Annotated in this window: 26 protein-coding genes; 12 read left to right on the top strand and 14 right to left on the bottom strand. The window is 69.7% G+C overall.

The annotated features are described in order from the left end of the window. Nucleotides 1–22: 22 nt before the first annotated feature. The 4 genes from ACOZ38_RS13235 to ACOZ38_RS13220 all read right to left on the bottom strand — a co-directional run bounded on the left by ACOZ38_RS13235 (nucleotide 23) and on the right by ACOZ38_RS13220 (nucleotide 3,893). On the bottom strand, nucleotides 23–940 hold the full coding sequence (locus ACOZ38_RS13235; protein ID WP_424530737.1) for a prepilin peptidase: 918 nt from the start codon (nucleotides 938–940) through the stop codon (nucleotides 23–25). Nucleotides 941–1,170: 230 nt separating this feature from the next. After that, nucleotides 1,171–1,746, bottom strand: coding sequence for an SseB family protein (locus ACOZ38_RS13230; protein WP_424530735.1), 576 nt, complete (start codon nucleotides 1,744–1,746; stop codon nucleotides 1,171–1,173). Between the two features lie 57 nt (nucleotides 1,747–1,803). Continuing rightward, complete coding sequence (locus ACOZ38_RS13225) at nucleotides 1,804–2,910, bottom strand: ring-opening amidohydrolase (RefSeq protein WP_424530734.1); 1,107 nt, start codon at nucleotides 2,908–2,910, stop codon at nucleotides 1,804–1,806. A 74-nt stretch (nucleotides 2,911–2,984) separates the two neighbouring features. Continuing rightward, nucleotides 2,985–3,893 carry a carbamate kinase gene (locus tag ACOZ38_RS13220; RefSeq protein ID WP_424530733.1) on the bottom strand — a complete coding sequence of 303 codons (909 nt, stop codon included), beginning with the start codon at nucleotides 3,891–3,893 and terminating at the stop codon, nucleotides 2,985–2,987. A 285-nt stretch (nucleotides 3,894–4,178) separates the two neighbouring features. Between ACOZ38_RS13220 and ACOZ38_RS13215 the strand changes: the two genes are divergently transcribed. Together ACOZ38_RS13215 and ACOZ38_RS13210 are read left to right on the top strand one after the other, a co-directional pair. Continuing rightward, nucleotides 4,179–5,111 carry a hypothetical protein gene (locus ACOZ38_RS13215; RefSeq protein WP_424530731.1) on the top strand — a complete coding sequence of 311 codons (933 nt, stop codon included), beginning with the start codon at nucleotides 4,179–4,181 and terminating at the stop codon, nucleotides 5,109–5,111. A 72-nt stretch (nucleotides 5,112–5,183) separates the two neighbouring features. Further along, the gene (locus ACOZ38_RS13210) at nucleotides 5,184–5,522 is read left to right on the top strand and encodes a hypothetical protein (RefSeq protein ID WP_424530730.1); all 339 of its coding nucleotides are present in this window, start codon (nucleotides 5,184–5,186) and stop codon (nucleotides 5,520–5,522) included. Between the two features lie 55 nt (nucleotides 5,523–5,577). On the opposite strand, the gene ACOZ38_RS13205 is transcribed toward ACOZ38_RS13210, so the two are convergent. The 3 genes from ACOZ38_RS13205 to ACOZ38_RS13195 form a co-directional block, all read right to left on the bottom strand. Next, the gene (locus ACOZ38_RS13205) at nucleotides 5,578–5,958 is read right to left on the bottom strand and encodes a type II toxin-antitoxin system death-on-curing family toxin (protein ID WP_405146724.1); all 381 of its coding nucleotides are present in this window, start codon (nucleotides 5,956–5,958) and stop codon (nucleotides 5,578–5,580) included. A 64-nt stretch (nucleotides 5,959–6,022) separates the two neighbouring features. After that, nucleotides 6,023–6,220: a ribbon-helix-helix protein, CopG family gene (locus ACOZ38_RS13200; RefSeq protein ID WP_424530728.1), complete on the bottom strand. Its 198-nt coding sequence runs from the start codon at nucleotides 6,218–6,220 to the stop codon at nucleotides 6,023–6,025. 65 nt (nucleotides 6,221–6,285) lie between these two features. Continuing rightward, nucleotides 6,286–7,473, bottom strand: coding sequence for a pyridoxal phosphate-dependent aminotransferase (locus ACOZ38_RS13195; protein ID WP_424530726.1), 1,188 nt, complete (start codon nucleotides 7,471–7,473; stop codon nucleotides 6,286–6,288). 94 nt (nucleotides 7,474–7,567) lie between these two features. Between ACOZ38_RS13195 and ACOZ38_RS13190 the strand changes: the two genes are divergently transcribed. Both ACOZ38_RS13190 and ACOZ38_RS13185 read left to right on the top strand, forming a co-directional pair. Continuing rightward, nucleotides 7,568–8,527 (top strand): DUF418 domain-containing protein, encoded by a 960-nt coding sequence (locus ACOZ38_RS13190; RefSeq protein ID WP_424530725.1) that lies wholly within the window; start codon nucleotides 7,568–7,570, stop codon nucleotides 8,525–8,527. Nucleotides 8,528–8,576: 49 nt separating this feature from the next. Next, on the top strand, nucleotides 8,577–9,383 hold the full coding sequence (locus ACOZ38_RS13185) for a carbon-nitrogen hydrolase family protein (protein ID WP_424530724.1): 807 nt from the start codon (nucleotides 8,577–8,579) through the stop codon (nucleotides 9,381–9,383). A gap of 77 nt (nucleotides 9,384–9,460) precedes the next feature. Here ACOZ38_RS13185 and ACOZ38_RS13180 read toward each other — a convergent pair whose 3' ends face one another. After that, a complete protein-coding gene (locus ACOZ38_RS13180) occupies nucleotides 9,461–9,835 on the bottom strand; it encodes an RNA-guided endonuclease InsQ/TnpB family protein (protein WP_424530723.1) in 375 nt (124 codons plus the stop codon). After that, on the bottom strand, nucleotides 9,832–10,272 hold the full coding sequence (locus ACOZ38_RS13175) for an RNA-guided endonuclease InsQ/TnpB family protein (RefSeq protein ID WP_424530722.1): 441 nt from the start codon (nucleotides 10,270–10,272) through the stop codon (nucleotides 9,832–9,834). The genes ACOZ38_RS13180 and ACOZ38_RS13175 overlap by 4 nt, the downstream gene beginning before the upstream one ends. A 373-nt stretch (nucleotides 10,273–10,645) precedes the next feature. On the opposite strand from ACOZ38_RS13175, the gene ACOZ38_RS13170 reads away from it, so the two are divergent. The 4 genes from ACOZ38_RS13170 to ACOZ38_RS13155 are packed head-to-tail and all read left to right on the top strand — an operon-like array spanning nucleotide 10,646 to nucleotide 13,344. Beyond that, nucleotides 10,646–11,077 carry a hypothetical protein gene (locus ACOZ38_RS13170; RefSeq protein ID WP_358559996.1) on the top strand — a complete coding sequence of 144 codons (432 nt, stop codon included), beginning with the start codon at nucleotides 10,646–10,648 and terminating at the stop codon, nucleotides 11,075–11,077. Next, a complete protein-coding gene (locus tag ACOZ38_RS13165; protein WP_424530721.1) occupies nucleotides 11,074–11,502 on the top strand; it encodes a hypothetical protein in 429 nt (142 codons plus the stop codon). Before ACOZ38_RS13170 ends, ACOZ38_RS13165 begins: the two co-directional genes overlap by 4 nt. Beyond that, nucleotides 11,499–12,008 (top strand): SigE family RNA polymerase sigma factor, encoded by a 510-nt coding sequence (locus tag ACOZ38_RS13160; RefSeq protein ID WP_424530719.1) that lies wholly within the window; start codon nucleotides 11,499–11,501, stop codon nucleotides 12,006–12,008. Before ACOZ38_RS13165 ends, ACOZ38_RS13160 begins: the two co-directional genes overlap by 4 nt. Beyond that, nucleotides 12,001–13,344: a hypothetical protein gene (locus tag ACOZ38_RS13155; protein WP_424530717.1), complete on the top strand. Its 1,344-nt coding sequence runs from the start codon at nucleotides 12,001–12,003 to the stop codon at nucleotides 13,342–13,344. Before ACOZ38_RS13160 ends, ACOZ38_RS13155 begins: the two co-directional genes overlap by 8 nt. Here the strand turns inward: ACOZ38_RS13155 and ACOZ38_RS13150 are convergent. The 3 genes from ACOZ38_RS13150 to ACOZ38_RS13140 form a co-directional block, all read right to left on the bottom strand. Next, the gene (locus tag ACOZ38_RS13150) at nucleotides 13,323–14,840 is read right to left on the bottom strand and encodes a carboxyl transferase domain-containing protein (protein ID WP_424530715.1); all 1,518 of its coding nucleotides are present in this window, start codon (nucleotides 14,838–14,840) and stop codon (nucleotides 13,323–13,325) included. The two genes, ACOZ38_RS13155 and ACOZ38_RS13150, sit on opposite strands and share 22 nt — an antisense overlap. 76 nt (nucleotides 14,841–14,916) lie before the next feature. Beyond that, nucleotides 14,917–16,074, bottom strand: a complete 1,158-nt coding sequence (locus ACOZ38_RS13145) for a CaiB/BaiF CoA transferase family protein (RefSeq protein ID WP_424530713.1) — start codon at nucleotides 16,072–16,074, stop codon at nucleotides 14,917–14,919. A gap of 316 nt (nucleotides 16,075–16,390) precedes the next feature. Further along, nucleotides 16,391–16,537, bottom strand: a complete 147-nt coding sequence (locus ACOZ38_RS13140; protein WP_363915494.1) for a hypothetical protein — start codon at nucleotides 16,535–16,537, stop codon at nucleotides 16,391–16,393. A gap of 310 nt (nucleotides 16,538–16,847) precedes the next feature. Here ACOZ38_RS13140 and ACOZ38_RS13135 point away from each other — a divergent pair, with 310 nt between their 5' ends. Further along, on the top strand, nucleotides 16,848–17,612 hold the full coding sequence (locus ACOZ38_RS13135) for a DUF2786 domain-containing protein (RefSeq protein WP_424530711.1): 765 nt from the start codon (nucleotides 16,848–16,850) through the stop codon (nucleotides 17,610–17,612). Nucleotides 17,613–17,787: 175 nt separating this feature from the next. Here ACOZ38_RS13135 and ACOZ38_RS13130 read toward each other — a convergent pair whose 3' ends face one another. After that, a complete protein-coding gene (locus ACOZ38_RS13130; protein WP_424530710.1) occupies nucleotides 17,788–19,011 on the bottom strand; it encodes a S8 family serine peptidase in 1,224 nt (407 codons plus the stop codon). Between the two features lie 286 nt (nucleotides 19,012–19,297). On the opposite strand from ACOZ38_RS13130, the gene ACOZ38_RS13125 reads away from it, so the two are divergent. Both ACOZ38_RS13125 and ACOZ38_RS13120 read left to right on the top strand, forming a co-directional pair. Next, complete coding sequence (locus ACOZ38_RS13125) at nucleotides 19,298–20,347, top strand: hypothetical protein (protein ID WP_424530708.1); 1,050 nt, start codon at nucleotides 19,298–19,300, stop codon at nucleotides 20,345–20,347. Nucleotides 20,348–20,425: 78 nt separating this feature from the next. After that, entirely contained in the window at nucleotides 20,426–22,402 is a 1,977-nt protein-coding gene (locus tag ACOZ38_RS13120; RefSeq protein ID WP_424530707.1) for a DUF6571 family protein, read from the top strand. A gap of 4 nt (nucleotides 22,403–22,406) precedes the next feature. Here ACOZ38_RS13120 and ACOZ38_RS13115 read toward each other — a convergent pair whose 3' ends face one another. Then, nucleotides 22,407–22,919, bottom strand: coding sequence for a hypothetical protein (locus ACOZ38_RS13115; protein WP_424530705.1), 513 nt, complete (start codon nucleotides 22,917–22,919; stop codon nucleotides 22,407–22,409). 75 nt (nucleotides 22,920–22,994) lie between these two features. Here ACOZ38_RS13115 and ACOZ38_RS13110 point away from each other — a divergent pair, with 75 nt between their 5' ends. Next, nucleotides 22,995–23,297: a hypothetical protein gene (locus tag ACOZ38_RS13110; RefSeq protein ID WP_424530703.1), complete on the top strand. Its 303-nt coding sequence runs from the start codon at nucleotides 22,995–22,997 to the stop codon at nucleotides 23,295–23,297. Nucleotides 23,298–23,339 lie beyond the last annotated feature (42 nt).

Here is a 23,339-nt window from a genome sequence, read left to right as displayed (position 1 = left end):
TCCGGCGACGGCTCCCAGCCGATCAGCGCAGGACCGCGGCGAGGGCTCCGAGGAGGATGAAGGGCCCGAGGGGGAACTGGCTCCGCAGGGTGCCCCGGCGGGTGACCAGCAGCACGACGGCGTAGAGCGCGCCGAGGAACTGGCCGCCCACCGCGCCGGTGATCCAGGCGTCAAGGCCGAGGGCGCCGGTCAGCATCCCGGTGAGCCCGGCCAGCTTGACGTCGCCGAGCCCGAGCGCGCCGGGCCGTGCGAACCACAGGACCGCGTAGACGCCCGCCAGCGCCAGACCGCCCAGCAGCCCCGCCATCAGGTGGCCCGTGGGGGCGAGCAGCAGGACGAGGATCGGGTAGGAGGGCAGCGTGATGGCGTCGGGCAGCCGCTGGGTCCGCCAGTCGATCAGGGCGAGCGCGCACCCGGCCACCGCCGCGTACGACCAGGCGGCGAGCAAGGGAGTCCACCCGAGCCGCCACGCGACCAGTGCGCAGACGGCGGCGGTGCCCAGTTCCACCAGGGGCGGCCACGCGGGCACCGGCACGGCGCACGCCATGCGGCGAAACGCCTGACGAGCCTCTAACCGGTACGCCCGCCGCGCCTCGGCCGCCTCCTCCCGCGAGAGCCCGTCCTCGGGGGTTTCCTCCGGCGAGAGCCCGTCCTCGGGGACTTCCTGCCCCGAGAACCTGTCCTCGCGGGTTACCTCCGGCGAGAGCCCGTCCTCGGGGACTTCCTCCGGCTCCCCGGACGGATCCCCATCGGGCCTGGCGGCCGGAGGGCTCCCGCCGTGCCCGGCGGCCGGATGGCCTGCTTCGGCCGCCCGGCGATCGCCATCGGGGCGGCGGTCGTCGTAAGGCCCGACGGCCGGGCCGAAGCCGCTTGCCAGGGCGCGGGCGTAAGACCCCGCGACCAGCCCGAGGAGCGCGGCCCCAGCGACGACGAAGCTCACCCGCCGACCCTAATCCCTGATGGACCACCTGGACCGGTGGTGACCGGATCACGAGAAGGCCCGGGTCCTACCGGGGTCCCTGTCCTGAGGACCCGGGGCCGTACTGGGCTCCCTCGTCAGAGACCGGAACCAGGGGCCGTACCGGCCTCCATCGCCGGAGGACTCACCGGAGGACTCACCGGAGGACTCACCGGAGGACTCAAAGGGAAGGGTGGACGACCTTCGGGAGTTCAGTGCTTGGGGCGGCGGAAGCGCCGGAAAAATCCGCTTTTGGGGGTGGTAACCCGGGCGACGGTCACCTCGGCGTGCTCGGCCAGCCCGTTCAGCAGGGCCTGGATGCCCTCTCCCTCGGCCGTGACGTGCCCGATCGAGGCGAGGGCACGCAGCATGCCGCCCTCGATCGCGAACGGCACCGGACCTGCCACGTCGATCACGACGGCGGCGGCCTCCTCGCCGAGCGCGGCCCGGCAGACCTGCGGGGTCACGGCCTGCATGGGCCGGGCGTCCGCACGCCAGAGCTTCAGCGACTCGGCCCCGGTGAACGCGGGAACCGCCTTCCTGCCGTCGGCGCCGACCAGCACCGGCAGGGCCATCTCGCTCTCCTTCTCCTGCCTGAGCCCGTGCTCGCCGACCTCGGACTCCGTCAGCAGGGCCACGACGGGCACGAGCAGGCGCGCCGTGCTCAGGGCCGACACCACGTCGGTGGAGTCGGCCGTACCGGCGGCGAAGGCGGCCAGCGCCGCCGCGACGGACGCGTCGGCGCTGCCGTCGTCGCCGGGGACCAGAGGCTGCGGAATGCTTGGCACGACCCGCGAGCCTACCCGCCACGCCGGTCCGCTCGTGTCAGCCGAGGTCCGCTCGTGTCAGCCGAGGTCGGCGATGGCGGCCACGGGGCCGCCGCCCGAAGGGCCCTGGTGGACGGCCGCGACCGAGACGAACACGGCCGGGTCGCCGGTGACGCTCGCGGCCACCCCGCCGACCGTGGCCTTGATCTGCCGGTGCCAGTGCACGTCGGAGTCGTCGAGCATGATGTTCCTGCGCCCGCGCACCCGGCCGCTCGGGTCGGCCTCGCACTTCATGAACACGTTGACGAGCTTGTCGCCGAGGTCGCTCGGGTGCGGGCGGTCGGGCAGCTCGATGCCGCTCCCGCGGATCGCCTCCCAGATGCCGTCGGCGTCCAGCGCGTCCTTCATCACGCTGTGCCCGATGCGGTACCTGCCGCCGATGCCGCGCACGTTGCCGACCACGACGATCTGCGCGCGGTCGAGCTCGACGCCGGAGGAGCACGAGGCGACGCTGGAGTAGAGGGACAGATCCTTGTGGATCTGGTCGGCCGAGGGCATCTCGATCTCGCCGAGCGCCACCGCGATGCCGAGGGCGGTCGTGGAGTTGGAGATGTCCATGGAGGGGCCGGTGTCCTCGATCACGACCTCCTGGCCGCGCGACTTCGCGTCGGTGATCGTGGCGAGGGTGAGCAGCGGGGTCTTGGTCTGGACGTAGTGGACGTCGGCCGGATCCTCGATGCCCGCGATCTTCATCGCCTCGCGCACGCCGGCGGCGACCTTCTCCACCATGGCGGGGCGGCCGATGTCCTCGGGCAGGATGACGTCGCTCATCGCGACGCCGACCGAGACGCGCGGCTCGTCCGAGGGCTCGACGCTGGAGGGGTCCACGGAGGCGAAGATCGTCGCATGCGGGCTGAGCACGCCGTCGGTGCCGCCCGACCACACCAGCGGCACCTGCGCGGCCTCCTCGGGCGTACGGGTGCCCTTGGCGACGAGCACCTCGCGGAAGGCGCGGTCGGCGAGGATGCGGGTGTAGTCGTTGACGCCGCCGTTGCCCTCGGTCTTGCCGATCACGGCGAGCACCCGGTCGGCCTCGATCACCCCGTCGTCTATGAGTTTCGCGAGCCCGGAGGCGTCGGTGACGCTCTCGATGGCGACCTTGCGCACCTCGATCGGATCCGGCATATCTCCTACCTCTCAGTCATTTCACTCGTCTAATCCAGGACGCATGAATACGGCACGCCTCGCGCCGCGGGCGGTCACGGCTCGATGATGGTGCCGGCACCGCCGGTCAGCGCCCCGCCGATGTGCTCCAGCGAGGTGATCACCGCCCGGCCGCCGCCCTCGGCGAACCGCAGCGCCGCCTCCACCTTGGGGCCCATGCTGCCACTCGCGAAGTGCCCCGCCGCCTGAAGCGCGCGCATCTCCCCGACGGTGACGCGGCCGATCGGGCGGGCCTCGGCCGTGCCGAACCCGGCGACGGCCCCGGGAACGTCGGTGGCCAGGACGAGCACGGTCGCCCGTACGGCGGGCGCCAGCACCGCGGCGGCCGTGTCCTTGTCGACCACGGCCTCGACCCCGCCGAGCGAGCCGTCGGCGCGGCGGACGACGGGCACTCCCCCGCCTCCCGCGACCACCACCGTGTACCCCGCGTCCATCAGGGCGAGCGCGGCCGGCGCGTCGAGGATCTCCAGAGGGCGCGGTGAGGCCACGACCCGCCGGAAGCCCCTGCCGGGGAACTCCCGCCACGTCTGGCCCAGCTCCTCGAACCTGCGCGCCTCCGCCTCGGTGAAGTACCTGCCGATGGGCTTGACCGGGTTCTGGAACGCCGGATCGCCGGCGTCCACGAGCGTCCGCGTCACCACCACGGCCGTACGGCCGCCGAGGGCGTTGAGGATCAGCACGCCGATCGTGGCCTGGGTCTGCGCGCCGCACCAGTCGAGCGGCACGGGGGGCACCACGTCGGCGGCGAGCTGGTTCTTCAGGAGAAGGTTGCCCACCTGGGGACCGTTGCCATGCGTGAGGATCACCTGGTGACCCTCGGAGATCAACGCGGCGACGTGCGCCATCGCCCCTTCGACGGCCTGCCGCTGATCGACCGGCGACGCGCTGCCGTCGGGCGCGGTCATCGCGTTGCCACCGAGAGCGATCAGTACACGTTCAGCCACAGCCCGAAGCTATCCACACTGGCACGCCACCTCATTGGCCATAATTGCCCACAAACCACGCCTCCTTCGGAGTAATTCGCCAAACCGAGCGCCTTGATGGCTCCGTCGCCACTATCCGGCCTCAGAGAGCCCGCACATCGGTGAACACCTGTTCAGGAGCGGTCCACGGCGTCATACTGGCCAAGGTCGGCCGCCCGCCACCGAGCGGGCCGTCCGCCACACGTTCTACCCCAGCAGCCCGCACGGCTCGTGCCCGTCCCCCTGGCGGTCCCCCTGGCGGTCCCCATGACCTCGTCCGACGCGCTCACCGACTGGCGGCGGCTCGACGCGGTGACGCGGAGCGCCGTGAAGGACCAGGCCGTCCGGGGGCGCCCCCACCACCGGCCACGGGTCGCCGCAGTCTCGGCGCGTTACGCGGGAGCCGCGCTGGCCAGGCCGACGGCGTGGATCTACGCGGTCGTCGTGGGCGTTCTCGTCGTCGTCCCGCTCGCCCTCCTGTGGGACGCCGAGGACATGTCCTGGCCGGACAGGCTCGTCGTCGTCGCCCTGGCGAACATCCTGCCCATCGTCATCACCGCCGAGATCCTTCGCGGCAGGCGCGAACGGCTGCTCCGGATCCTCACCGCGAACCGGGAGCCCCGCGCGTTCGCACCACTCGTCTCCGCGCCGGGCACACACGTCGGGGGCGCGAGGCTGATCGCCCGCGTCACCGCCAGGCGGCTCCTGCGGGCGGACACCATCCCGCTCGGCATGCTCCTGTGGCTGCTGATCGGCCTCGCCGCGCTCCTGCTCTCCTCGGGTGAGATGCGGAACGGCCTCGGATACCTGATCATCCTCATGATCATGCTCTTTCAAGGGTTCGCCGCCGTGCTGCGCTGGCTGTACTGGCTCCGCGGGAACCGCACGGCACTGGTCGTGGCCGCGGACGGCGTCGTGATACCGGGCGTGCCGGACATCCGGCTGGCGTGGGAGGACATCGCCGAGGTCAGGCTCCTCCCCCTCCCCGCCTTGTACAGGAACGGCCGTCCCGGCGACACGGTCGTGGCGTTCGTGCCGGCGGACCGCCGGAGGCTGTCCGGCGAGCGGGACACGCCGCGCTGGGGAGACGTGCGGACCGGCTTCTTCGCCCTGCCGGACGGCTGGCTGGCCCCCGCCGCCGACGAGATCGCCTCGGCGGTCGTACGGCTGTCGGACGTGCCGGTGGTCGACTACCGCTAGCGGCCGGCTGGAACCCTGAGCTCATCGCCAGGAATGTCACCACATGCGGGTGATTCAGGGCAGAATCGGGGGGTGGAGCCCCAGAAGCTAGAGCGCGACGAAGTCGCCGCCGCCATGGCCGCGCGCCGTGAGCTCGGATCGCAGTACGAGCTGGAGCTCGCCGAGTCGCTCGTCGACCGCGTCAACGCGGTGATCGACTCCAGGCTCGCCGTGCGGGCGCCCCGGCGCCCGGACCCCGACTGGGCGCAGATGGCCCTCGGCCTCGGGTCGCTGGCCATGTCGATCCCCCTGACGGCGATCGTGGCGCGCACCTCGGCCGGCACGCTGCCGCTCGTCCTGATCTTCGCCCTCATCGCGTGCGTCAACTTCGCCTACGCGATCAGCAAGGCCGGCGCCAACCGCCGGGACTGACCCCATCCCCGGCCGGACCGGGATGGCGGCGAGGCGTCAGGGTGCGGGCCGGCGCCTAGACCGGGGCGACGAAGCCCCAGAGGACCTGGGCGATCTCGTCCACCTCGGCGAACTCGCCCGAGGCCACCGCGGAGACCAGGTCGTAGACCGAGTCGTCGTCGGTGTCGAGCTCGACGCCGTTGTATTCCAGGAAGACCACCGTGCACACCCAGGCGAGCCGCTTGTCGCCCTCGACGAACGGAGGGTGGACGGCCAGGGAGTGGAGCAGCGAGGCGGCCTTGATCAGCATGTGGGGATACGCCTCGTGGCCGAACATCGAGGCCTGCGGCCGGTGGACGGCCGAGTCGAGGAGCCCGGCGTCACCGAGCTCCGGAGGCGCCCCCGCCGTGAGCTCGGCGAGGTCGATCACCTGCTCCACGGTCAGATAGCGCGTCATCCGCCGGGCTCCGGGGCCGGGTGGATCAGGCGGGGTCCCGAAGGCGGGCGGGCCGGGGGGCGCGTCATTCGCCGAGCCGGTCGAGGACGGACCGCCAGCGCCTGACCGCGGCGACCCCGAGGCGGCGCACCTCCTCGTCGGCGTCGTGGCGCGCGATGTACTCGTCCACGGCGGCGTGCACGACCTGCTGCACGCTGCGCCCTTCCTTCTCGGCGCGCCGGCGCAGGGCCTCTGTCTGCTCGTCACTCAGGCGAAGCGTCATGGCCATACCTCCACGGTACGCATCCGGCATCAGGATGATATTGGACACGGTGAGTGTATGACTATTTACAGAACGCTGTCAGCCGATTTCCCGTGCAGACGGCTGAGCCGTGCGACCGCCTCGTCGATGATCTCGTCCCTCTTGCAGAAGGCGAACCGGACGAAATGCCTGCCCAGCTCGGGCCGGTCGTAGAAGACCTGGGTGGGGATGGCGACGACACCTGCCAGCTCCGGAAGGCGTCTCGCCAGGTCGACGCCGTCGGTGAAGCCCAGCGGCCGGATATCGGTCTGCACGAAGTAGGTGCCGGCGGGGCGGTACACGCCGAATCCCGCCGCGGACAGCCCCGCCATCAGCCGGTCGCGCTTGGTGGCGAGCGCGTCGCGGAGCCCGGCGACCCACCCAAGCTCCTCGCGGAGGGCGTGGGCGACGGCGAGCTGCCACGGGGCGTTCGCGGTGAACGTCAGGAACTGCTTGACGGTCTGGACGGCCCGCACCAGCTCGGCCGGCGCGCAGATCCACCCCGTCTTCCAGCCGGTGACCGAGAAGGTCTTGCCCGCCGAGGAGATCATGACGGTGCGCTCGCGCATGCCCGGCAGCGTCGCGAGCGGGATGTGCTCCACGCCGTCGAAGGTCAGGTGCTCGTACACCTCGTCGCTGATCGCGATCAGATCGTGCTCCTGGCACACGGCGGCGATCGCCGACAGCTCGTCGGCGGTGAAGACGGTGCCGGTGGGGTTGTGCGGTGAGTTGACCAGGATCGCCCGGGTGCGCGGGCCCACAGCGGCGCGCAGCTCATCGGGGTCGAAGGCGAACCTGCCCTCGGACGGGCGCAGCGTCACCGGCCTGCGCACCGCCCCGGCCAGCGAGATCGCGGCGGCGTAGGAGTCGTAGTAGGGCTCGAAGACGATCACCTCGTCACCGGCCTCGCACAGCGCGAGGACGGAGGCGGCCAGCGCCTCGGTGGCCCCCAGGGTCACCAGGATCTCGCGGTCGGGGTCGTAGACCAGCCCGTAGTGCTCCTTGCGGTGCTCGGCGACCGCCTGCCGCAGCTCGGGCAGGCCGGGCCCGGGAGGGTACTGGTTGAAACCCTCGCGGATCGCCGTCACGGCCCGCTCCAGCATCGCCGAGGGCCCGTCGGTGTCGGGGAAACCCTGCCCGAGGTTGATCGACTCGGTCCGTACGGCGAGCGCCGTCATCTCGGCGAACACCGTCGTGCCGAACTCGCGCATGCGGGCGACCAGAGGTTCGTTCACGCCGGTCAGCCTATCGGGCCGCCGCGCGCTAGCCTCTTCGAGTGATCGCCCTGTTTACCCCCGATTGCGGGATGCATCACTTTGGTCCTCCCCGGTGACGCGCATCCGGGAGCTGGACGCGCTGCGCGGCTTCGCGGTGTGCGGGATCACGCTGGTCAACACCTGGCAGCACACGGTCGGCGCGATCGGGCGGCACACCACGACGCCCGTCGACTGGATCGTCGAGAACCTCCTGCAGAGCCGCTTCTTCCCCATCTTCTCCTTCCTCTTCGGCGTGAGCTTCGTCCTGTTCCTCCGGTCCGCCGCGCGCAGGACGCCGCGCCCCCGGCTGGTCCTGCTCCGCAGACTCGCCGTGCTGGCCTGCCTCGGGCTGCTCCACCGGATGGCCAGCCCCGGCGAGGTGCTGCTGCCCTACGCCGTCACCGGGGCGATCGTGCTGCTGCCGGCGTCCTACCTGCACCGCCTGCCCGTACTGCTCGCCGGGGCCGCCGCCACGCTGTGGGCGGCGCTCGCGCACGCCGGAGGGGTCTGGCTGATCCCGGGCGTGTTCCTGCTCGGCATGGCGGTGATCGAGTACGCCCCGGGGCCGCGCGCCCTGAAACCCGCGTTCCTCACCAGTGCCCTGCTCGGCGTGGCGCTCACCGGAGCGTGGGTGTACCTGTGGGGGCGTCCGGGGGCGTTCGACTTCCCGTACACGGTGAGCGTCTACCCGCTCGCCGGCCTCGCCGCCGCGACGGCCTACTGCACGGGCGTGCTGCTCCTGCTGCGCCACCGGCCCGGCTCCCTGGCGTTCCTCGAACCGCTCGGGCGGATGGCGCTCAGCGCGTACGTCTCCAGCACCCTCGCCATCCTCGCGGCGCTGCCCCTCCTCGTGCTGGACGGCGGCAGGACCGGGGTCGTGGCCGTCGCGGCGGTCACCATCGCCGTGCAGGCGGCCTTCGCCCACTGGTGGCTGGCGCGTTTCAGGTACGGCCCGCTGGAGTGGGCGTGGCGGTGCCTCACCTGGTGGGAGATCGTGCCGAACCGGCGCCCGGCCGAAGGCCCTCCGGCCTGACCCGGCCGTGGCTCTCGGTAGGCGAGGCCTCTGGCCTTAGGCTTGTGCGGTGACCCGCATCGCCCTGTGCCAGATCCCGGTGTCCGAGGATCCCAAGAGCAACCTCGAGTGCGTGCGCGACGCCCTCGGAAGGGCCGCCTCGCGCGGCGCCACCCTGGCCGTGTTCCCCGAGGCCACGCTGACCCGGTTCGGCAAGGGCGTCGCCGAGCACGCCGAGCCGCTCGACGGCCCGTTCGTCACGGCCGTGGCCGACGCGGCGCGGGCGCACGAGGTCGCGGTCATCCTCGGCACCTTCGAGCCCGCCGGGGGCCGGGTGCACAACACCGCCGTCGCCCTCGACCGGCGCGGCAGGCTGCTGGGCGCCTACCGCAAGATCCACCTGTTCGACTCCTTCGGCGCCCGCGAGTCCGACCTGGTCGCGCCAGGCGACACGCCGGTGGTCGTGGAGCTGGAGGGCCTGCGCGTCGGCCTGATCACCTGTTATGACATCCGGTTCCCCGAGCTGGCGCGCGCTCTGGTCGACCAGGGCGCCGACGCGTTCGTCGTGATCGCCGCGTGGGGCTCTGGCCCGATGAAGGAAGAGCACTGGGCCACGCTGGTCAGGGCGCGGGCCATCGAGAACACCATGTGGACGGTCGCGGTCGGGCAGGCCCCGAACCCCGAGGCCAGGGACGGCTTCGGAGTCGGCAGGAGCATGCTCGTCGACCCGATAGGAGTGGTTCGCACCGATCTGGGCCCCGCAGGCGCCGTCCATGTCGTCGAGATCGACCCGGCCGAGACCGAGCGCGTGCGCGCCACGCTTCCCTCCCTGGAGCACCGGCGCCCAGATATTTATCGCGCTGTGCCGAACGCCTAGGTCCGCAGATCTTGACTTCCACCCGGTGTGAACGCCGGGGACTCTCCCACGTCGCCGTAGGGTGCTTACTGCTTCTGCTACGCCGCTTGATCGTCGTAGGTTTCGGGCGGAGCCAGGGTCGGAGTTGCCTCACCTGGTCTTACCTGGCCTCCACAGTCGTTTTCGCCGTGTCCAGCCAGCCCAGCGGCCACGGTCATGCTGGTAGCGCGGATGATGCGCTGCCCCTCAAGCAGAATGTTGATCGCGGCGGCGACGTCCCGATCATGATGCTCACCACACCGCCGGCAATCCCACTCCCGCACCTTGAGAGGGAGTTTCCCGATCTTCCAGCCGCAGCACGGACACAGTTGAGAGGAGGGATGCCAACGCCCGATCTTCACCAGCGTCCTGCCATACCGGGCGGCCTTACCCTCCAACAAAGCGAGGAACGCACCCCAGCTCGCGTCGTTCACAGACTCTCCACCTCGCCGACCTTCGCCAGATACAAACGGCCTTGAGTGGTAAGAGAGAAAGCGTTGCGGTTGAACCTGGCCGTCTGCCGGTGCTCGTGACGGGACTTGAACCGGGGCAACCCCATCCTCGGCCCCCGGCGTTTCCCGCTGAGCGAATCGAAGAAGTTCCTGTATGCGGAGTTAAGATCACGCACCGACTGCTGGAGCACCACCGAGGACACCTCGGCCAGCCACTGGCGCTCGGGGGTCTTCTTCGCGGCGGTGAGCACCAGACGCTGGATTTCGGCGTCTCCGATGAACGGCAACCCGGCCCTGCGGGCGGCCTTACGCGCGGCCAACGCGTCGTTCCACACCACCCGGGCACACCCGAACGTCCTGGCGAGCGTCTCCCGCTGCGGAGCGTCGGGGTAGAGCCGGAAGTTGTACCGTAACCTCACCCCCGGACACCCCCCACCCCTATTTGACGCTGAGTAGCCAATCGATTACTCGAACATATTATCGCCGACCAAGGATCTGGAAGCCGAATCTCGACGTGACCGAGCCATCGAGCATGACCACATCCGGACACCGCCCTAATTTGAGGCCTCCTGCGGCGCACCTCTCACGATCAGCAAGGCGGCCATCGGGCGACAACGCCGACCTGCCCGACCACCCAGCGAAACTGAAATGCGCGGTTCGCGCTGGCCCTGTCCTGCCCACGGCGGGCAATTTCCTAGCGGGGACGGCATTCATCCCCGCCTGAAGGATCGGGGCCTGACGCGGCTCTCCGGTAAAATGCGGGATGTGAGCGAGCCGGCGCGAAGTACTCAGATGCAGAAGGTCATACCGCCTCGCCTGCTGGTGCCCTATCTCGCGGGCCAGCGCACGATCATCTCCGGCTACGTCTACCGCGTCCAGGACTGCTCACGGCTGACCAGCCCAGAGCAGATCGTCTCCGCGCTCGACCTCTCCTTCGAGGGCTCCGAGCTCACGCCCTCGGTTCCCGAGCTGTACATTCTCCGGTGGCAGGTCCGCGACACCGACAACTACGTCGTCCCCTACGGCCCTCACATGGGCGGAGATTGGAACGATTCGCCGCCCTTCGCGGGCAACGGGTTCACCACCTCCCGCCAGCACGTCGTCCCCCAGTTCCACACCACCCCGATGCCCATCCCGGCGGGAGCGGAGATCCAGCACGTGACCACGCGCGGCGAGCGGCGGTTCGCCGAGTACGACGGGCTCACCTGGCGGCGCGCGGCATGAGCGACATCGAGCCCGTGGGCCTCGGCTTCATCGCCCACCAGCATGAGCAGACCTACGCCGCCGCCCTCGGCCCCGGCCCCGACGACGTCATCCTGTTCAGCGAGGAGTCCAGGGAGGGGTTCGCCCAGGCGGGCGGCTACTGGCGGCGGCAGGTCCGGCGCGGCGACCTCGAATGGCTCGTCCTGCTGCGCACGGTGGGCGCGTTCGGCGGGGAGCCCTGCGTGGTGCTCGACGAGGACGACGACGGCCTGCACATCGCCTACACCGGTCACAGCGGCCTCAAGGCCGAGGCCCTCGGCTACTGGATGGTCGACCACGGGGCGTACGAGGTGGTGGTGCCGCACGACGAGGTCCACTCCATCCGCGTCGAGCGCATCCCGATCCCCTGTCAACCGACCCAGGCCGCGAGTGTCTCTGGTATGTGACCCAAGCTCCCGTTCTTTCCCGCGAGCGACCGACCTTCGCCGAGATCTTCGCCGCGCACTACGCGGCGATGGTCCGGCTGGCCGGGCTGCTCGGCGCGGACGACCCGGAGGACATCGCGCAGGAGGCCTTCGCGCGCCTGCACCTGAGACAGGCGCGCCTACGCGATGACGGCGCGGCCGTGCCGTACCTCCGCTCGATCGTCTGCAACCTGACCCGCAACCGCATACGCCACCTGAGGCTCGTACGGCTGCGCAGACCCGAACCGCCTCCTCCGGAGCGCAGCAGCGAGCAGGCCTTCCTGATCACCGAACGGCACCGCGACCTGCTCGAAGCGGTCGGACGGCTGCCACGGCGGCAGCGCGAGGCCCTGGTTCTGCGCTACTGGCTCGACCTGTCAGAACGCGAGATCGCCGACGCCATGGGCGTCTCCCCCGGCTCGGTGAAGAGCCACACCAGCCGCGCCATCGCGGCACTCGGCCGTGCCCTGGAGGAGAACGATGATTGAGCAAGACCTGCGCGACGCCCTGCGCGCCCAGGCCTCGGCCTACGAGGCCGGCCCGCACGCGTGGCTGGAAGTGCAGCGGCGCGCCGGACGGGCACGTCGCCTGAGGTGGTCGATGCTGGCGGCCGTCCCGCTGGTGGCGGGCACCGTGGTGGCCGGGGTGCCTTTGGTCATCCTGCACGGCGGGCCGGACACGGTCACCGGCGCCACGACCGCCGCCTCCGGCGAGCCCGCACCGACCTACAAAAACGCCTACGAGGCCGGCATCGCGGCCAACCCGCCGATCGGCGAGACGCTCGTGCTGGTCAATCCCACCGACGGCAGGTCGATGCCCCTGTGGTTCGCCCAGGTGAAGGGCAAGTACGTCGACCTCTGCTCGGCCACCCAGCTGTCATCGGGCGGCACCGTCGGGGGCTGCTGGTACGACTCGCGAAACCCCGCCCACACCGGTGAGAACGGCTGGTACGTGGGCGGCACCGAGGGAATGCTGCCACGCCCCGACGAGGTCATCAGCTACGGCGCGGCCCGGGACACTGTGACCAAGGTCGAAGCGGTGACCCGCGACGGCTCCCGGATCCCCGGCACGATCCACCGCCCGAAGGGCGCCCCGCTGGCGATCTGGACCGTGTCCTACCCTTCCCAGGCCAAGGTGACGGCATTCGAGCTCTCCGGCGCCGGTGAAAAGGTCCTCCAGCGGGTGAAGGCCGACACCGCCCCTCCCGCGGAGCCGAACGCGAGGCCCCTCGGACCTGCCGTGGAGCTGGGCGGGGGGATGACCGCGCGACTGCACGAGGACCAGACCCTGGTCTGGCGGCGCGAAGGAAAGGTGGTCGCGTTCACCGTCGTCGCGTCGTCGCCCGTCCTGAAACCCGGAGAGACCCTCGCGGACACGCTGGTGGGCAACCAGACGCCGGTGATGTCACAGTTCGCCGAAGGCCGCTGGTTCGGCTTCGCCAGGGCCGGCACCGACCAGGTGGTGCTGACCTTCAAGGGCGGCGACTCCATGCGGGCCCTCAAGGACGGCGACCCCGTACGAGCCCTCAGGGACGGCGGCTCCGTGCGGACCGGGACGACGCCCGCCCCGTGGAACCAGGACGCGGTGCTGTTCTCCACGCCGTACACGCACAAGGGCGACATCTATGCCGAGGGTTACCTGATCACCGGGTACGACCGCGACGGCAGGGAGATCTGGCGCGAGGACGCGAAGCCCGTCCCCCCGCTGTGGCAGGCCGCGCCGCCCTCCTCCTCTCCGAGCGGTCCGGAGTCTCCTGGATCCTCCAGCCCAGCCGGGACTTCCGGTTCGTCCGGTTCTCCGGGTCAGACGGCGCCGCCGAGGTGACGGTAGCGGGCGAGGCGGGTGGTCAGGCGGTCTTCGGGCGGATGCCGCATCAGGCCGATGATCTCGTATTCGAGGGTCCTGGCCACCCGCTCGCAGAAGGCCTCGGGCTCGTAGGCGGCGTCGGGTAGCTCGGGGATGATCCGGTCGACGATGCCGTCCCGCTTGAGGTCCGTCGCCCGCACTCCCTGGGTCTTGGCGATCTCGGGGGCGAAGTCGATGGTGCGGTACAGGATCGCCGACGCGCCCTCGGGCGGGAGCGGGGACAGCCAGCCGTGCTGGGCGCAGAGCACCCGGTCGGCGGGCAGCAGGGCCAGGGCGGCCCCGCCCGCTCCCTCCCCGAGGAGCAGGCAGACGGTCGGCGCGTCCAGCATCACGAGGTCGGCGAGGGAACGGGCGATCTCGGCGGCCAGCCCGCCCTCCTCCGCCGCCTTCGACAGCGCCGCCCCGGCCGTGTCGATCACGGTGACCAGCGGCAGGCCCAGCTCAGAGGCCAGGTGCATGCCCCGGCGGGCCACCCGCAGCCCGGCGGGACCGAGGTGGCGGCCCGCGCTCTGCCGGCGGCGGTCCTGGCCGAGCACGACGGCTGGAGCCGTGCCGAACCTGGCGAGGGCGAGCAGCAGGCCGGGGTCGTTCTCCCCCACACCCGTGCCGTTCAGCGGGGTGACGTCGGAGGCGCCCAGCTTGAGCAGGGCCCGCACCCCGGGCCGGTCGTCGCGCCGGGACCGGCTGATCGCCTCCCAGGCCTCCACGGCTACGGCCCGCTCCTCGGGCTCCGGCCCGCGCGTGAGCCCCTCCCCGCGCTCCCCGATCTCCTTGGGCGCGCAGAGCACCGACAGCGCGCGGATCGCGATCGCGCGGGCGTTCTCGGCCGACACCACGGCGTCGACCAGGCCGTGCCTGAAGAGGTTCTCCGCGACCTGCACGTCCTGCGGGAAGGGATATCCGTACAGGGACTGGAACACCCTCGGGCCGAGGAAGCCGATCAGCGCGCCCGGCTCGGCGGCCGTGACGTGGCCGAGCGACCCCCACGACGCGAACACCCCGCCGGTGGTGGGGTGGCGCAGGTAGACGATGTACGGCAGGCCGGCGGCACGGTGGGCGGAGACGGCGGCGCTGATCTTGATCATCTGGACGAAGGCGAGCGCGCCCTCCTGCATCCGGGTGCCGCCCGAGGCCGGGGCGGCGAGCAGCGGCAGCCCCTCGGCCGTCGCCCGCTCGACCGCGCGTACCAGCCGCTCGGCGGCGGCCACCCCGATCGACCCGGCGAGGAAGGAGAACTCGCAGGCCATGACCGCCACACGGCGCCCGCCGAGCAGCCCCTCCCCGGTCACCACCGACTCGTCGTACCCGGTCTTCGCCCGCGCGGAGGCCAGCTCCCCGGCGTACGGGGAGCCGGGCGGCGCGGGGTCCACGGTCGGCTCGTCCCACGACTTCCACGAACCGGGGTCGAGGACGGTGCGGATGAGGGTGTTGGCGTCCGGCCGGCTCGGGCTCATCGGCCCCCTCCGCCGTTCCCTGTGCACCCGGCCTTCCGCGTCCAGGTGTTCGGCAGTGACCTCATCACCGGCCGGATCACACTTCCCGCTTCGCCAGCCAGTCGAGCACGGCCTGGTTGTCCTGGCCGAGCGCGGGCGGGGCGAGGTGCTCGGCGGGCGGCTCTCCGTCGAACCTGAGCGGCGAGCCCGGCAGCTCGATGACGCCGAGCTCCGGATGGTCCACCGTGACGACGAGATCCTGCGAGCGGGTCTGGTCCCAGGCGTAGACCTCGTCCAGTGTGCGGATGGCCCCCGCCGGGATGCCCTCGCCGGCGAGCGCGGCCAGCCAGTGGGCCCGGTCATGGGGGGCCAGCGCCTTCTCGATGTCGGCGATCAGCTCGTCGCGGTGCGCGAACCTCTCCCTGTTGACGGCGTACTTCGGGGTGGCCGGGTCGATGCCGAGGAGCGCGGCGAGCTTGCGCCACTGCACGTCGTTGGCGACCGCGATCTGGATCATCCCGTCGGCGCAGCGGAACGCCCCGTACGGCGCGATGGAGGCGTGGTGGTTGCCGCCCGCCCCCGGCACCTTGCCGCCGACCGTCCAGGCCGTCCCGTGGTAGGAGTGCACGCCCACGACCGAGGCGAGCAGCGACGTGCGCACGACCTTCCCTCTGCCGGTGCGCTCCCTCTCGTACAGCGCGGCGAGCACGCCGTAGGCACCGTGGATGCCCGCGAGCAGGTCGGCGATCGAGGCCCCGACGCGGTACGGCTCGGCGGGCGAGGGGCCGGTGAGGCTCATCAGGCCGGCCTCGCCCTGCGCGATCTGGTCGTACCCCGGGCGGCCGCCCTCGGGGCCGTCGTGGCCGAAGCCCGTGATGGAGAGGATCACCAGGCGCGGGTTGAGCTCGTGAAGGCGCTCCACAGGGAAGCCCAGCCGATCCAGCACGCCCGTACGGAAGTTCTCGACGAGCACGTCACTCTGCCTGATCAGCCGGGTGAGGAGCTCGGTGCCCTCCTCGGACTTGAGGTCGAGGGCCACGGAACGCTTGTTGCGATTGGCCGACAGGAAGTACGTGGATATGTCGCCCGAGGGGCCGACGAAGGGCGGGCCCCAGCCACGCGACTCGTCGCCGCCGTCGGGGTGTTCCACCTTGATCACCGTGGCGCCCAGGTCGCCGAGCATCTGCGCTCCGTGCGGCCCGGCCAGAGCTCGGGACAGGTCGAGGACGACGATGTCACTGAGAGGTCCCTGCAAGGTCAGCCTCCACGGGGGTCGGGGGGAGATCCACGTTCCGGTGTCACCGGCAAGCCTGCCAGGTCTCACCACCCGCCCGACACCCAGGTCGCTCCCCGATTCGGCCCGGCGCTCGCCCCGTGGTGCACGGCGGGTCACAGGCGTTCCTTGACCCGATCACCGCTCGTCCACACCGGCGCCGGGCGGCCCGAGACCGTACGACCGGGACGCCTGAGCGGACATCCAGGACGCTCGCGTACGTCCTGGACCCCCGGCAACCGGCTGAGTCCTCGGGACGTCCCCGGCGCGGGAACGCCCTGGGCTGTCCTGCCTGTGGCTATCTGTGCGTCTTACGCCCACGCCACTTGTCCATGTACTCGCGCAGCTTGCGCTGGTTGTTCGGGTCGCGGGCCATCGTCTTCGCCTTCTCGACCCGCTCCTGAGCCTTCGGGCTGCGCAGGTACTCCTTGATACGGTCCACCATCGATGCCATCTCTTCACCACCGTCTGCTCGGTCACCGTTTCCAATGAACGGCTACCCAGGACGACCCTCGCCAATCACTCATTGTGCTCACTAGCTGCAAAAACAGGACAACCAGTGACGGAACCACGACGAATCCGCGATCGCGGCGTGACGATTCCCGCCCCAGGGCGGCCCACCATGACGTGGGCTAGGTTGGTGACCCGCCGGGTCGTCGGAGGGGGCGAGAACGCATGGGGGCACAGTCCGCGTCGTCCGTGGCGTCGGGGAGGACGCGCTGACCGGCACCGCCGGGCCGTCCAGGGCCAGGGTCATGGAACGGGTCAGACGGCTGCTGGACCTGGCGGAGCACCCCAACACCGGCGAGGAGGAGGCCGCGCTCGCCTCCGCGCACGCGGCGGCCCTGATGCTCAGGCACGGCCTGGACGCGTCCGCCGTGAGACGAGGATCCACCGGCCGCGCGGAGACCATCGACGGCATCGAGTTCGAGGTGTCGAACCGCGGCGGGCACGCCCGGGAACGCTGCTGGGCCCTCCACCTCGTCTGCGACGCACTCGGATGCAAAGGCGCGCAACGCTGGACCGGCGTCAAGGGCCGGGGCATCCGCGGCGCCAGGCACGTCACCATGACGGTCGTCGGGCCCGAGGCCGTCCTGGACAGCCTGCGCGTGCTCCTGCCCTCCATCAGCCTGCAGATGGAGAACCAGGTCAGACCCGCTCTCCGGCGGTTCACCGCGTCCGAGCTGGACGCGGTGACGGCCAAGGACCGGCGCGCCCGCGCCGCCGCCGAGTACCGCCGGGCCTTCTACGTCGGCTTCGGCTCCGGCGTCTCCGCCAAGCTCCGCGACCGGGTGGCCGAGGTCGCCGAGCAGGTCGCGGGCACGGGAGCCGAGCTCGTGCTGCTGGGCCGCACGGCCCTGGTGCGGGCCGAGTTCGACCGCCGCTTCCCCGGCCTCAGGCCGGCCCGCGCCACCGCACTCGACCGCAACGGGTACGACACCGGCCGCGAGGCGGGCCGCCGCGCCGACCTCAACGACCGCAACCTCGACGGCCTCACAGCCGGCGAACTGACCACGTAAAGCGGCCGGCGAACTGAACACGTGAAGCGACCAGCGAACCGACCACGTTAAAGGGTCCCATGGGCGTTGGCGCCCACGGGTCCCCCATCCTGCTCGGAATGGCCGCCACCGCCGGGCGGGCCGTCATCGACCTTGTTGGGGGACCGACCGCGGCCGGCCGGCCCCCGGCTCGCTGTCAGAAGGTGGAGACGTTGAGCAGCTTCTCCTTGATGCCGTCCGGGTCGTCGGCGTTGTTCCAGTTGGTGGTGCCCGCCGCCTGGAGCGCGGCCTTCACGGCCGCCGGGGTCGCCGTCGGGTGCGTGGCCTTGTAGAGGGCCGCTCCGCCCGCGACGTGCGGGCTGGCCATCGAGGTGCCCGAGATGGTGTTGGTGCCGCTGCCCGTCCAGGTGGACAGGATGCACACGCCGGGCGCGATGAGGTCCACGTCGGCGCCGTAGTTCGAGAAGTCGGCGAGCGTGTCGTCGACGTCACTGCGGCAGGTGGCCGCCGCGCCGCCGCCGGGAAGCCCGTTGAAGTCGGCGAGCGCGCTGACCGTGATGACCTCGTCATAGGCGGCCGGGACGTGGTTGGCCGCGTTGTCGGTCTCGTTGCCGGCCGCGACCACGAAGGTGACGCCCGCGGCGACGGCCGCGCAGATCGCGCGGTGCATGGCGTCGCCGTTGGTGTTGCCGCAGTTGCCGTCGTCGGCTCCGAGGCCCCCGAGGCTCATGTTGGCGACCTCGATCTCGGAGGCGTGGGCGGTGACGTAGTCGATGCCGCAGATCACCTGCGACCAGCTGCCGCTGCCGCTGGCGTTCAGCACGCGCACCGGCCACAACCTGGCGCCCGGCGCCACCCCGACGACGGTGCTGGTGTTGTCGAGCGCGCCGATCGTGCCCGCCACGTGCGTCCCGTGGCCGTTGCCGTCATTTGCGCTGGTGCCGTTGTTGCAGTTCTTGGCGCCCGCCGTGTAGACGTTCAGGTCGGGGTGGGTGAGCTGGATGCCGGTGTCGATGATCGCGACGTCGACGTTGACGCGCGTATCCACGCCGTTGATGGCTGCGGTGGGGCTGAGCTCGGCGTCCACCCGGTTGACCCCCGTGGGGAGCGTCTGGGCGTCGATCGACACCACGCCGTCGGGCTGTACGAACTGCACCTGCGGGTCGCGGGCGAGGTCGGCCGCCGCGGCGGCGGTCATCCTCGCCGAGTAGCCGCGCAGCGCGTGACTGTAGACGTTCTTGAGGGTCGCGCCCTTGGATCGCGCCTGGGTGTTGGCGACGGCCGAGGGATCGGCTCCGTCTCGCAGCACGACGATGTAGTCGCCGGTGGGCGCGAGGCCGGCGGCGACCGCGGCCGTGGCCGGGCTCACCGCCATGACGAGGGAACCTGCGAAGAGGATGGTGAGGAGCGTTTTGCGCACGGGGGGATCCTCCACTCTGCGGTCCGGATTGGACCAGCAAATTTGACATTGACCACCCCAGTCAGACCTTTCCACCCCAAATCCGGATTTGTAACATAAATTTGACTTAAGTCATTTAGGTTGTCAGATTTCCCGCAAAAGGGGTGGAACAGCTGTCGAGCAGCACGGCTGGTTCAAGGTCCCGACCGGACCCGACGCAGCGATGACTCGCGCACGACATCTTGGCGCCAGGTCACGACCCATCCGAGCACCGCCGGCAACCGCGCCGGCGGCTTAGCGTCCCCGGGTGAATACGAGACACGACAGCCCGGCTCTCTGGGAATCCTTCGCCGCCATCCAGCGCATCCGATACACGGTGTGGTGCGTAGGCCTGTCCTTCATGCTGCTGATCACCAGCACGCAACCGTGGATGCGCTCCGAGGAGTCCCCGTCCGCCGACACCGCGCTGTCGCTGTGGGACCTGCCGTCCTCCGACATCCGGATCATCAGCGAGAACGGCACCAGCGCGCTCGGCATGCTGATGCTGGCCCTCTCCCTCGCCGTGCTCACCGCGCTTAACCCAGTACGCCCGTTTATGCTGGTCACTCTGGTGTCAGCAATATTGGGCTTTCTCAATCTCATGTGGCTGCAACAGGCTCTCCCCAGACCGCACAGTCGCTTCACCTGGAGCGCGGCCTGGGTCGCACCGGGATCCGCCACGACCGCCGCGCTCGCAGAGGCGCTCGCGCTCGTCCTCGGCCTCGCCATGGTGACGGTGGCCGACTCGTCGGACGAACGGGATGTAGTCCGGCAGACGTCGCCGGACATCGCGGAACGATCTGAAACCTCCCCGTGGTCTCCCTACCCCACCCGCAGACTCGCCCACGCGGCCCGGGGAATGACCCTCGCCTTCCTGTTCTTCATCGCGGGCACCCTGCCGTGGATGCGCTTTCGCCATCACCATCGCGACGGGAGCGACACGATCAGGCACCTGTCACTGTGGGACCTGTCCGACTCGTCCATCAGCGACGAGGTGACCACGGCCGGCCAGGTGACACTCACCTTGCTGGTCGCTTCATGCCTTCTCGTCTTGCTGGCCGCCGCCGAACCCCACCGCATGGTCGCCGCCTGCGGCTCCCTGTCGCTCTGTCTCACCGTCGCGTCGGTCTTCCGGCTCTGCTTCGTGGCCACCGACCTCCACAGCCGGTACCCAGCCGTCGAGTTGACCACGCTCCCCGGCCTGGTCCTCATGGTCGTCCTGCTCCTGGTATCCACGACCGCCCTCGTGGGGCCGCCGCTGTGCCGAAGGCTGCGAACAACCGTCAGACGTCCTTACGTGGAACGCCACCCGGTTTGACACACGTCCTCTCCGCGCGTCGCCGTCTGCGTTAGGTTTGTGGTCCGGCAACTGGTGCGTCGGAGGGGGCGTGAGCTCGTGAACACTGTGCCACCAGGAACGGGGCCGCTGTCACCGGAGTTCACCGGGATCGATCCCGCGCTGATGGACCGGTTCATCAGCGAGATGGAGCACGCGCGAGGGCTCATCGGCGAACACACGCAGGCGATCCGCCAGGTGTTCGCCACCGAAGGCGTACCCGCCACCTCGCTCGACCCGATCAGCGAGGTGGAACGCTGGATCGACGAACGCCTCCCCGATCTGCGCCGCCGCAGCAAGATGGCCCACGACACCGCCAAGCTCCCCGACTGGTCACCTGGGGCGGCGAATGGCCTGATGTCGTACGAGGAGAAAGATGTTCTGCCTGCGGCAGAGGCACGCCGTCTGGGCGCGGAGCTGGCCGCTACATACAAGAAGCTGGACTCCGGCGTCTTGTCACCCCTCAGCAGGGACCAGAGCTATCAGCGGATAGTCGACGCTCTTGCCTCGCATGTCAACGATCCCGAATACACCGCCGCGTTCTTCGCGGCCCTCGGCCGGCAGGGCACGCTCGACCTTCCGGCGACCCTGCGACACAATCTCGCACCACCCGGAGAGGCGACCCTCGCGCCACCCCGGTCCGACGACGGGGTACTGCGCACCATCAGCCAAGCTTTCGGCACCGCCGTCTCGGCCGGTTCCCATGTGCCCGGGTTCTCTCAGATCAAGGACTCACTGGCGAACACCGCCCTGTCCGGCCCTGATCAGGTCAATGCCGGCCTGCTGTTGAGCGCGGGATCCTTCCCTGCGAAATGGCTCGCTCAAGTAGCTGCGACGCAGGGCCTCGGAAAGCCGCGTAACGTCAACGCGGGACTTCTGTACGCCTTGGGAAACAACCCCGGCGCGGCACGCCTCGCCCTGAGCGCCGTCACAGGACAAGACCAGTCGAAACTAATCAAGCTCCTCAAGGACTTCACCGCCCACACCAGTAGCATGTCGGCGTCGGCCGGTGAGGCCGACGCCTTTGGGCGCATGCTGGCCGCCGCCTCCGGCGCCTACGACGAGAAGGACGGCCAGCACAGCAAGGACGCAGCAGCGTTCGCCTTCACCGTCATGACGACCCTCGGGGGCCTCAACATCGGCAGAGCCACCCGCATACATCTATCGGAGATCGCCGGCGCGTACGCGACCGAGATAGCTGAGGGAGCGGATTTCAGCGACGCCAACCACCTGCTGCCAAGCGCGTTCGGAGAAGTGACATCCCAGACCCCAGGGTTAAAACCCATATTCCGTCTGAGCCCGAAGGATACCTACCGGTTCATCGAGACCTTCTCCGACAGCACAGCGAACCAGCGACCATTCCGGGAAGGCATGGGAAACCTGGCTCACAGACTGATCAATGCTGAAGTTCCCGCCATGCTGAAGAGCGAGGATTCCACCCGGTTGAGCGACGTTTTCGCTGCCTTGGGCAATGTGGCCGGACTCCAGTTAGCCGCTGAAAAGAAGCACAGCAAGGCTGCGGATGACGCCGACGACGCAGCAGGGAAGAACTTCAGCACCATATCCGGCAATGCCTTGGGCGTCATCGGCATCTTTATCCCAGGCGAGGAGTTGGGAGCGACCCTGTGGACCTTGCTGAGTGGGGCTTGGTCGGCATGGGACACATACAAGCCAGATAGGGAAAAAGAGGGCGAAAAAGTCGATAAGGCCAATCATGAGGAAACACTCGGCCGCCAGCATGGCATAGCGCAATCACTGATTGACGCCGGAATCAAACCAAAGGTGTCGCTGCGCGACTATCAGACCATGTACCCATCTGGCGCCTCTATCGTTGGCGACGATGACAAACTTCGCCCCTTTGCCGAGATCCTTAAGTCGAAGAAAAGCGGCAGCCTGGAATCCCTTGACCGTTGGTTACTGGAGAACGGCATGGGCAAGAGCAGCCAGCTCTCAATCGGCGAATTGTCCAATCGTTTTGCCGACAGATTCGAGGGCAAAAAAGAGCGCACAAAGGAACGCGCCCTCGACTTCGAATAACAACTCAAGAAGGCCGCAGGCACTCAGTCTCACCCCGTATCGAGTATTCACCCTTCGTGTGTGAGTTTAGAAGTAGAACAGTCGCCGTTGACTTGTCGGCAACCGTCACTGTCCCGATGCCGCCGTTCCCGTCAACTAGGGAGTAGTCTGCAACACGTTTGAGGGCTCCAAGCATCATGTCGTTAAGTGCATCCGGCGCCGTCCCTACTTCAAGGTCTCGACCTGTGGCAGCATAAGTCCGTTTGGCTTTTCCTTCGGCACACGGGATGTCTTTGCCGCCGGGATCCACGATGGTAACGCTCTGGGCATTTCGTTCCTTCAAGAGTTGAAGGATGTGAGTTTCCAACGTCTGTCCCGCTTGGGCGGTAGTTGGGCCTTTGTCGGACGTGCAGGCGGCCAGGGCCAGCGGTATGAGCAGTACGAGCACTGCGGCCTTGCGGCAGAGCTTTACGGGACTGGACAGGACGAGCATCGTCTTCGCCTCCACGTCTGGCCGGAACCCGGTCGAGTCCCACATAATCTCAGTCAGAAGCGCTGCGCCACCTAGTATCTACATCCTTACTGAGACTTCCACAGCAGCAGGAGTCCGGCGTTGCCCCTCGACGACGATCTGGTGCCGAACCCGAAATATCGGGATCTGGAGACGGCACTCGCAGCCGTGCGTGCGCATGTTCATGTGCTGGAGACCGCTCTCGATCGCGCGTGTGCGCAGTTCGGTGGTCAGGCGGTGTGGGTGGGGCCGACTGCGCGAGCCTTCGGGGAAGAATTGAACGGCCGCAGGGCACGCATCAAGACGGCCGCGCAACACGTGATCGCGGAGCTGGAGGCGGAGCTCGGCACGACACCCAGCAAGGTTTCCCGCGCGGCGGCTTCCAGCATGAGCGGCTGGGGATAGACAGCACGCGAGGACAGCGGACGCCACCGACCTTGAGCACGC

Source organism: Sphaerisporangium viridialbum, assembly GCF_049674955.1.
In the GTDB taxonomy this organism is placed as follows: domain Bacteria; phylum Actinomycetota; class Actinomycetes; order Streptosporangiales; family Streptosporangiaceae; genus Sphaerisporangium; species Sphaerisporangium viridialbum.
The sequence above is the reverse complement of the archived record's forward strand: the minus strand, read 5'-3'. Positions and strand labels throughout refer to the sequence as shown.

What these genes read in the sequence shown, in the direction of transcription:
- ACOZ38_RS13225 (WP_424530734.1), bottom strand. Translation starts at nt 2,910, where the DNA reads ATGCCGGATCCGATCGAGGTGCGCAAGGTCGCCATCGAGAGCGTCACC.
- ACOZ38_RS13215 (WP_424530731.1), top strand. Translation starts at nt 4,179, where the DNA reads ATGACCTCGTCCGACGCGCTCACCGACTGGCGGCGGCTCGACGCGGTG.
- ACOZ38_RS13205 (WP_405146724.1), bottom strand. Translation starts at nt 5,958, where the DNA reads ATGACGCGCTATCTGACCGTGGAGCAGGTGATCGACCTCGCCGAGCTC.
- ACOZ38_RS13200 (WP_424530728.1), bottom strand. Translation starts at nt 6,220, where the DNA reads ATGACGCTTCGCCTGAGTGACGAGCAGACAGAGGCCCTGCGCCGGCGC.
- ACOZ38_RS13170 (WP_358559996.1), top strand. Translation starts at nt 10,646, where the DNA reads ATGCAGAAGGTCATACCGCCTCGCCTGCTGGTGCCCTATCTCGCGGGC.
- ACOZ38_RS13165 (WP_424530721.1), top strand. Translation starts at nt 11,074, where the DNA reads ATGAGCGACATCGAGCCCGTGGGCCTCGGCTTCATCGCCCACCAGCAT.
- ACOZ38_RS13155 (WP_424530717.1), top strand. Translation starts at nt 12,001, where the DNA reads ATGATTGAGCAAGACCTGCGCGACGCCCTGCGCGCCCAGGCCTCGGCC.
- ACOZ38_RS13150 (WP_424530715.1), bottom strand. Translation starts at nt 14,840, where the DNA reads ATGAGCCCGAGCCGGCCGGACGCCAACACCCTCATCCGCACCGTCCTC.
- ACOZ38_RS13140 (WP_363915494.1), bottom strand. Translation starts at nt 16,537, where the DNA reads ATGGTGGACCGTATCAAGGAGTACCTGCGCAGCCCGAAGGCTCAGGAG.
- ACOZ38_RS13135 (WP_424530711.1), top strand. Translation starts at nt 16,848, where the DNA reads ATGGAACGGGTCAGACGGCTGCTGGACCTGGCGGAGCACCCCAACACC.
- ACOZ38_RS13115 (WP_424530705.1), bottom strand. Translation starts at nt 22,919, where the DNA reads ATGTGGGACTCGACCGGGTTCCGGCCAGACGTGGAGGCGAAGACGATG.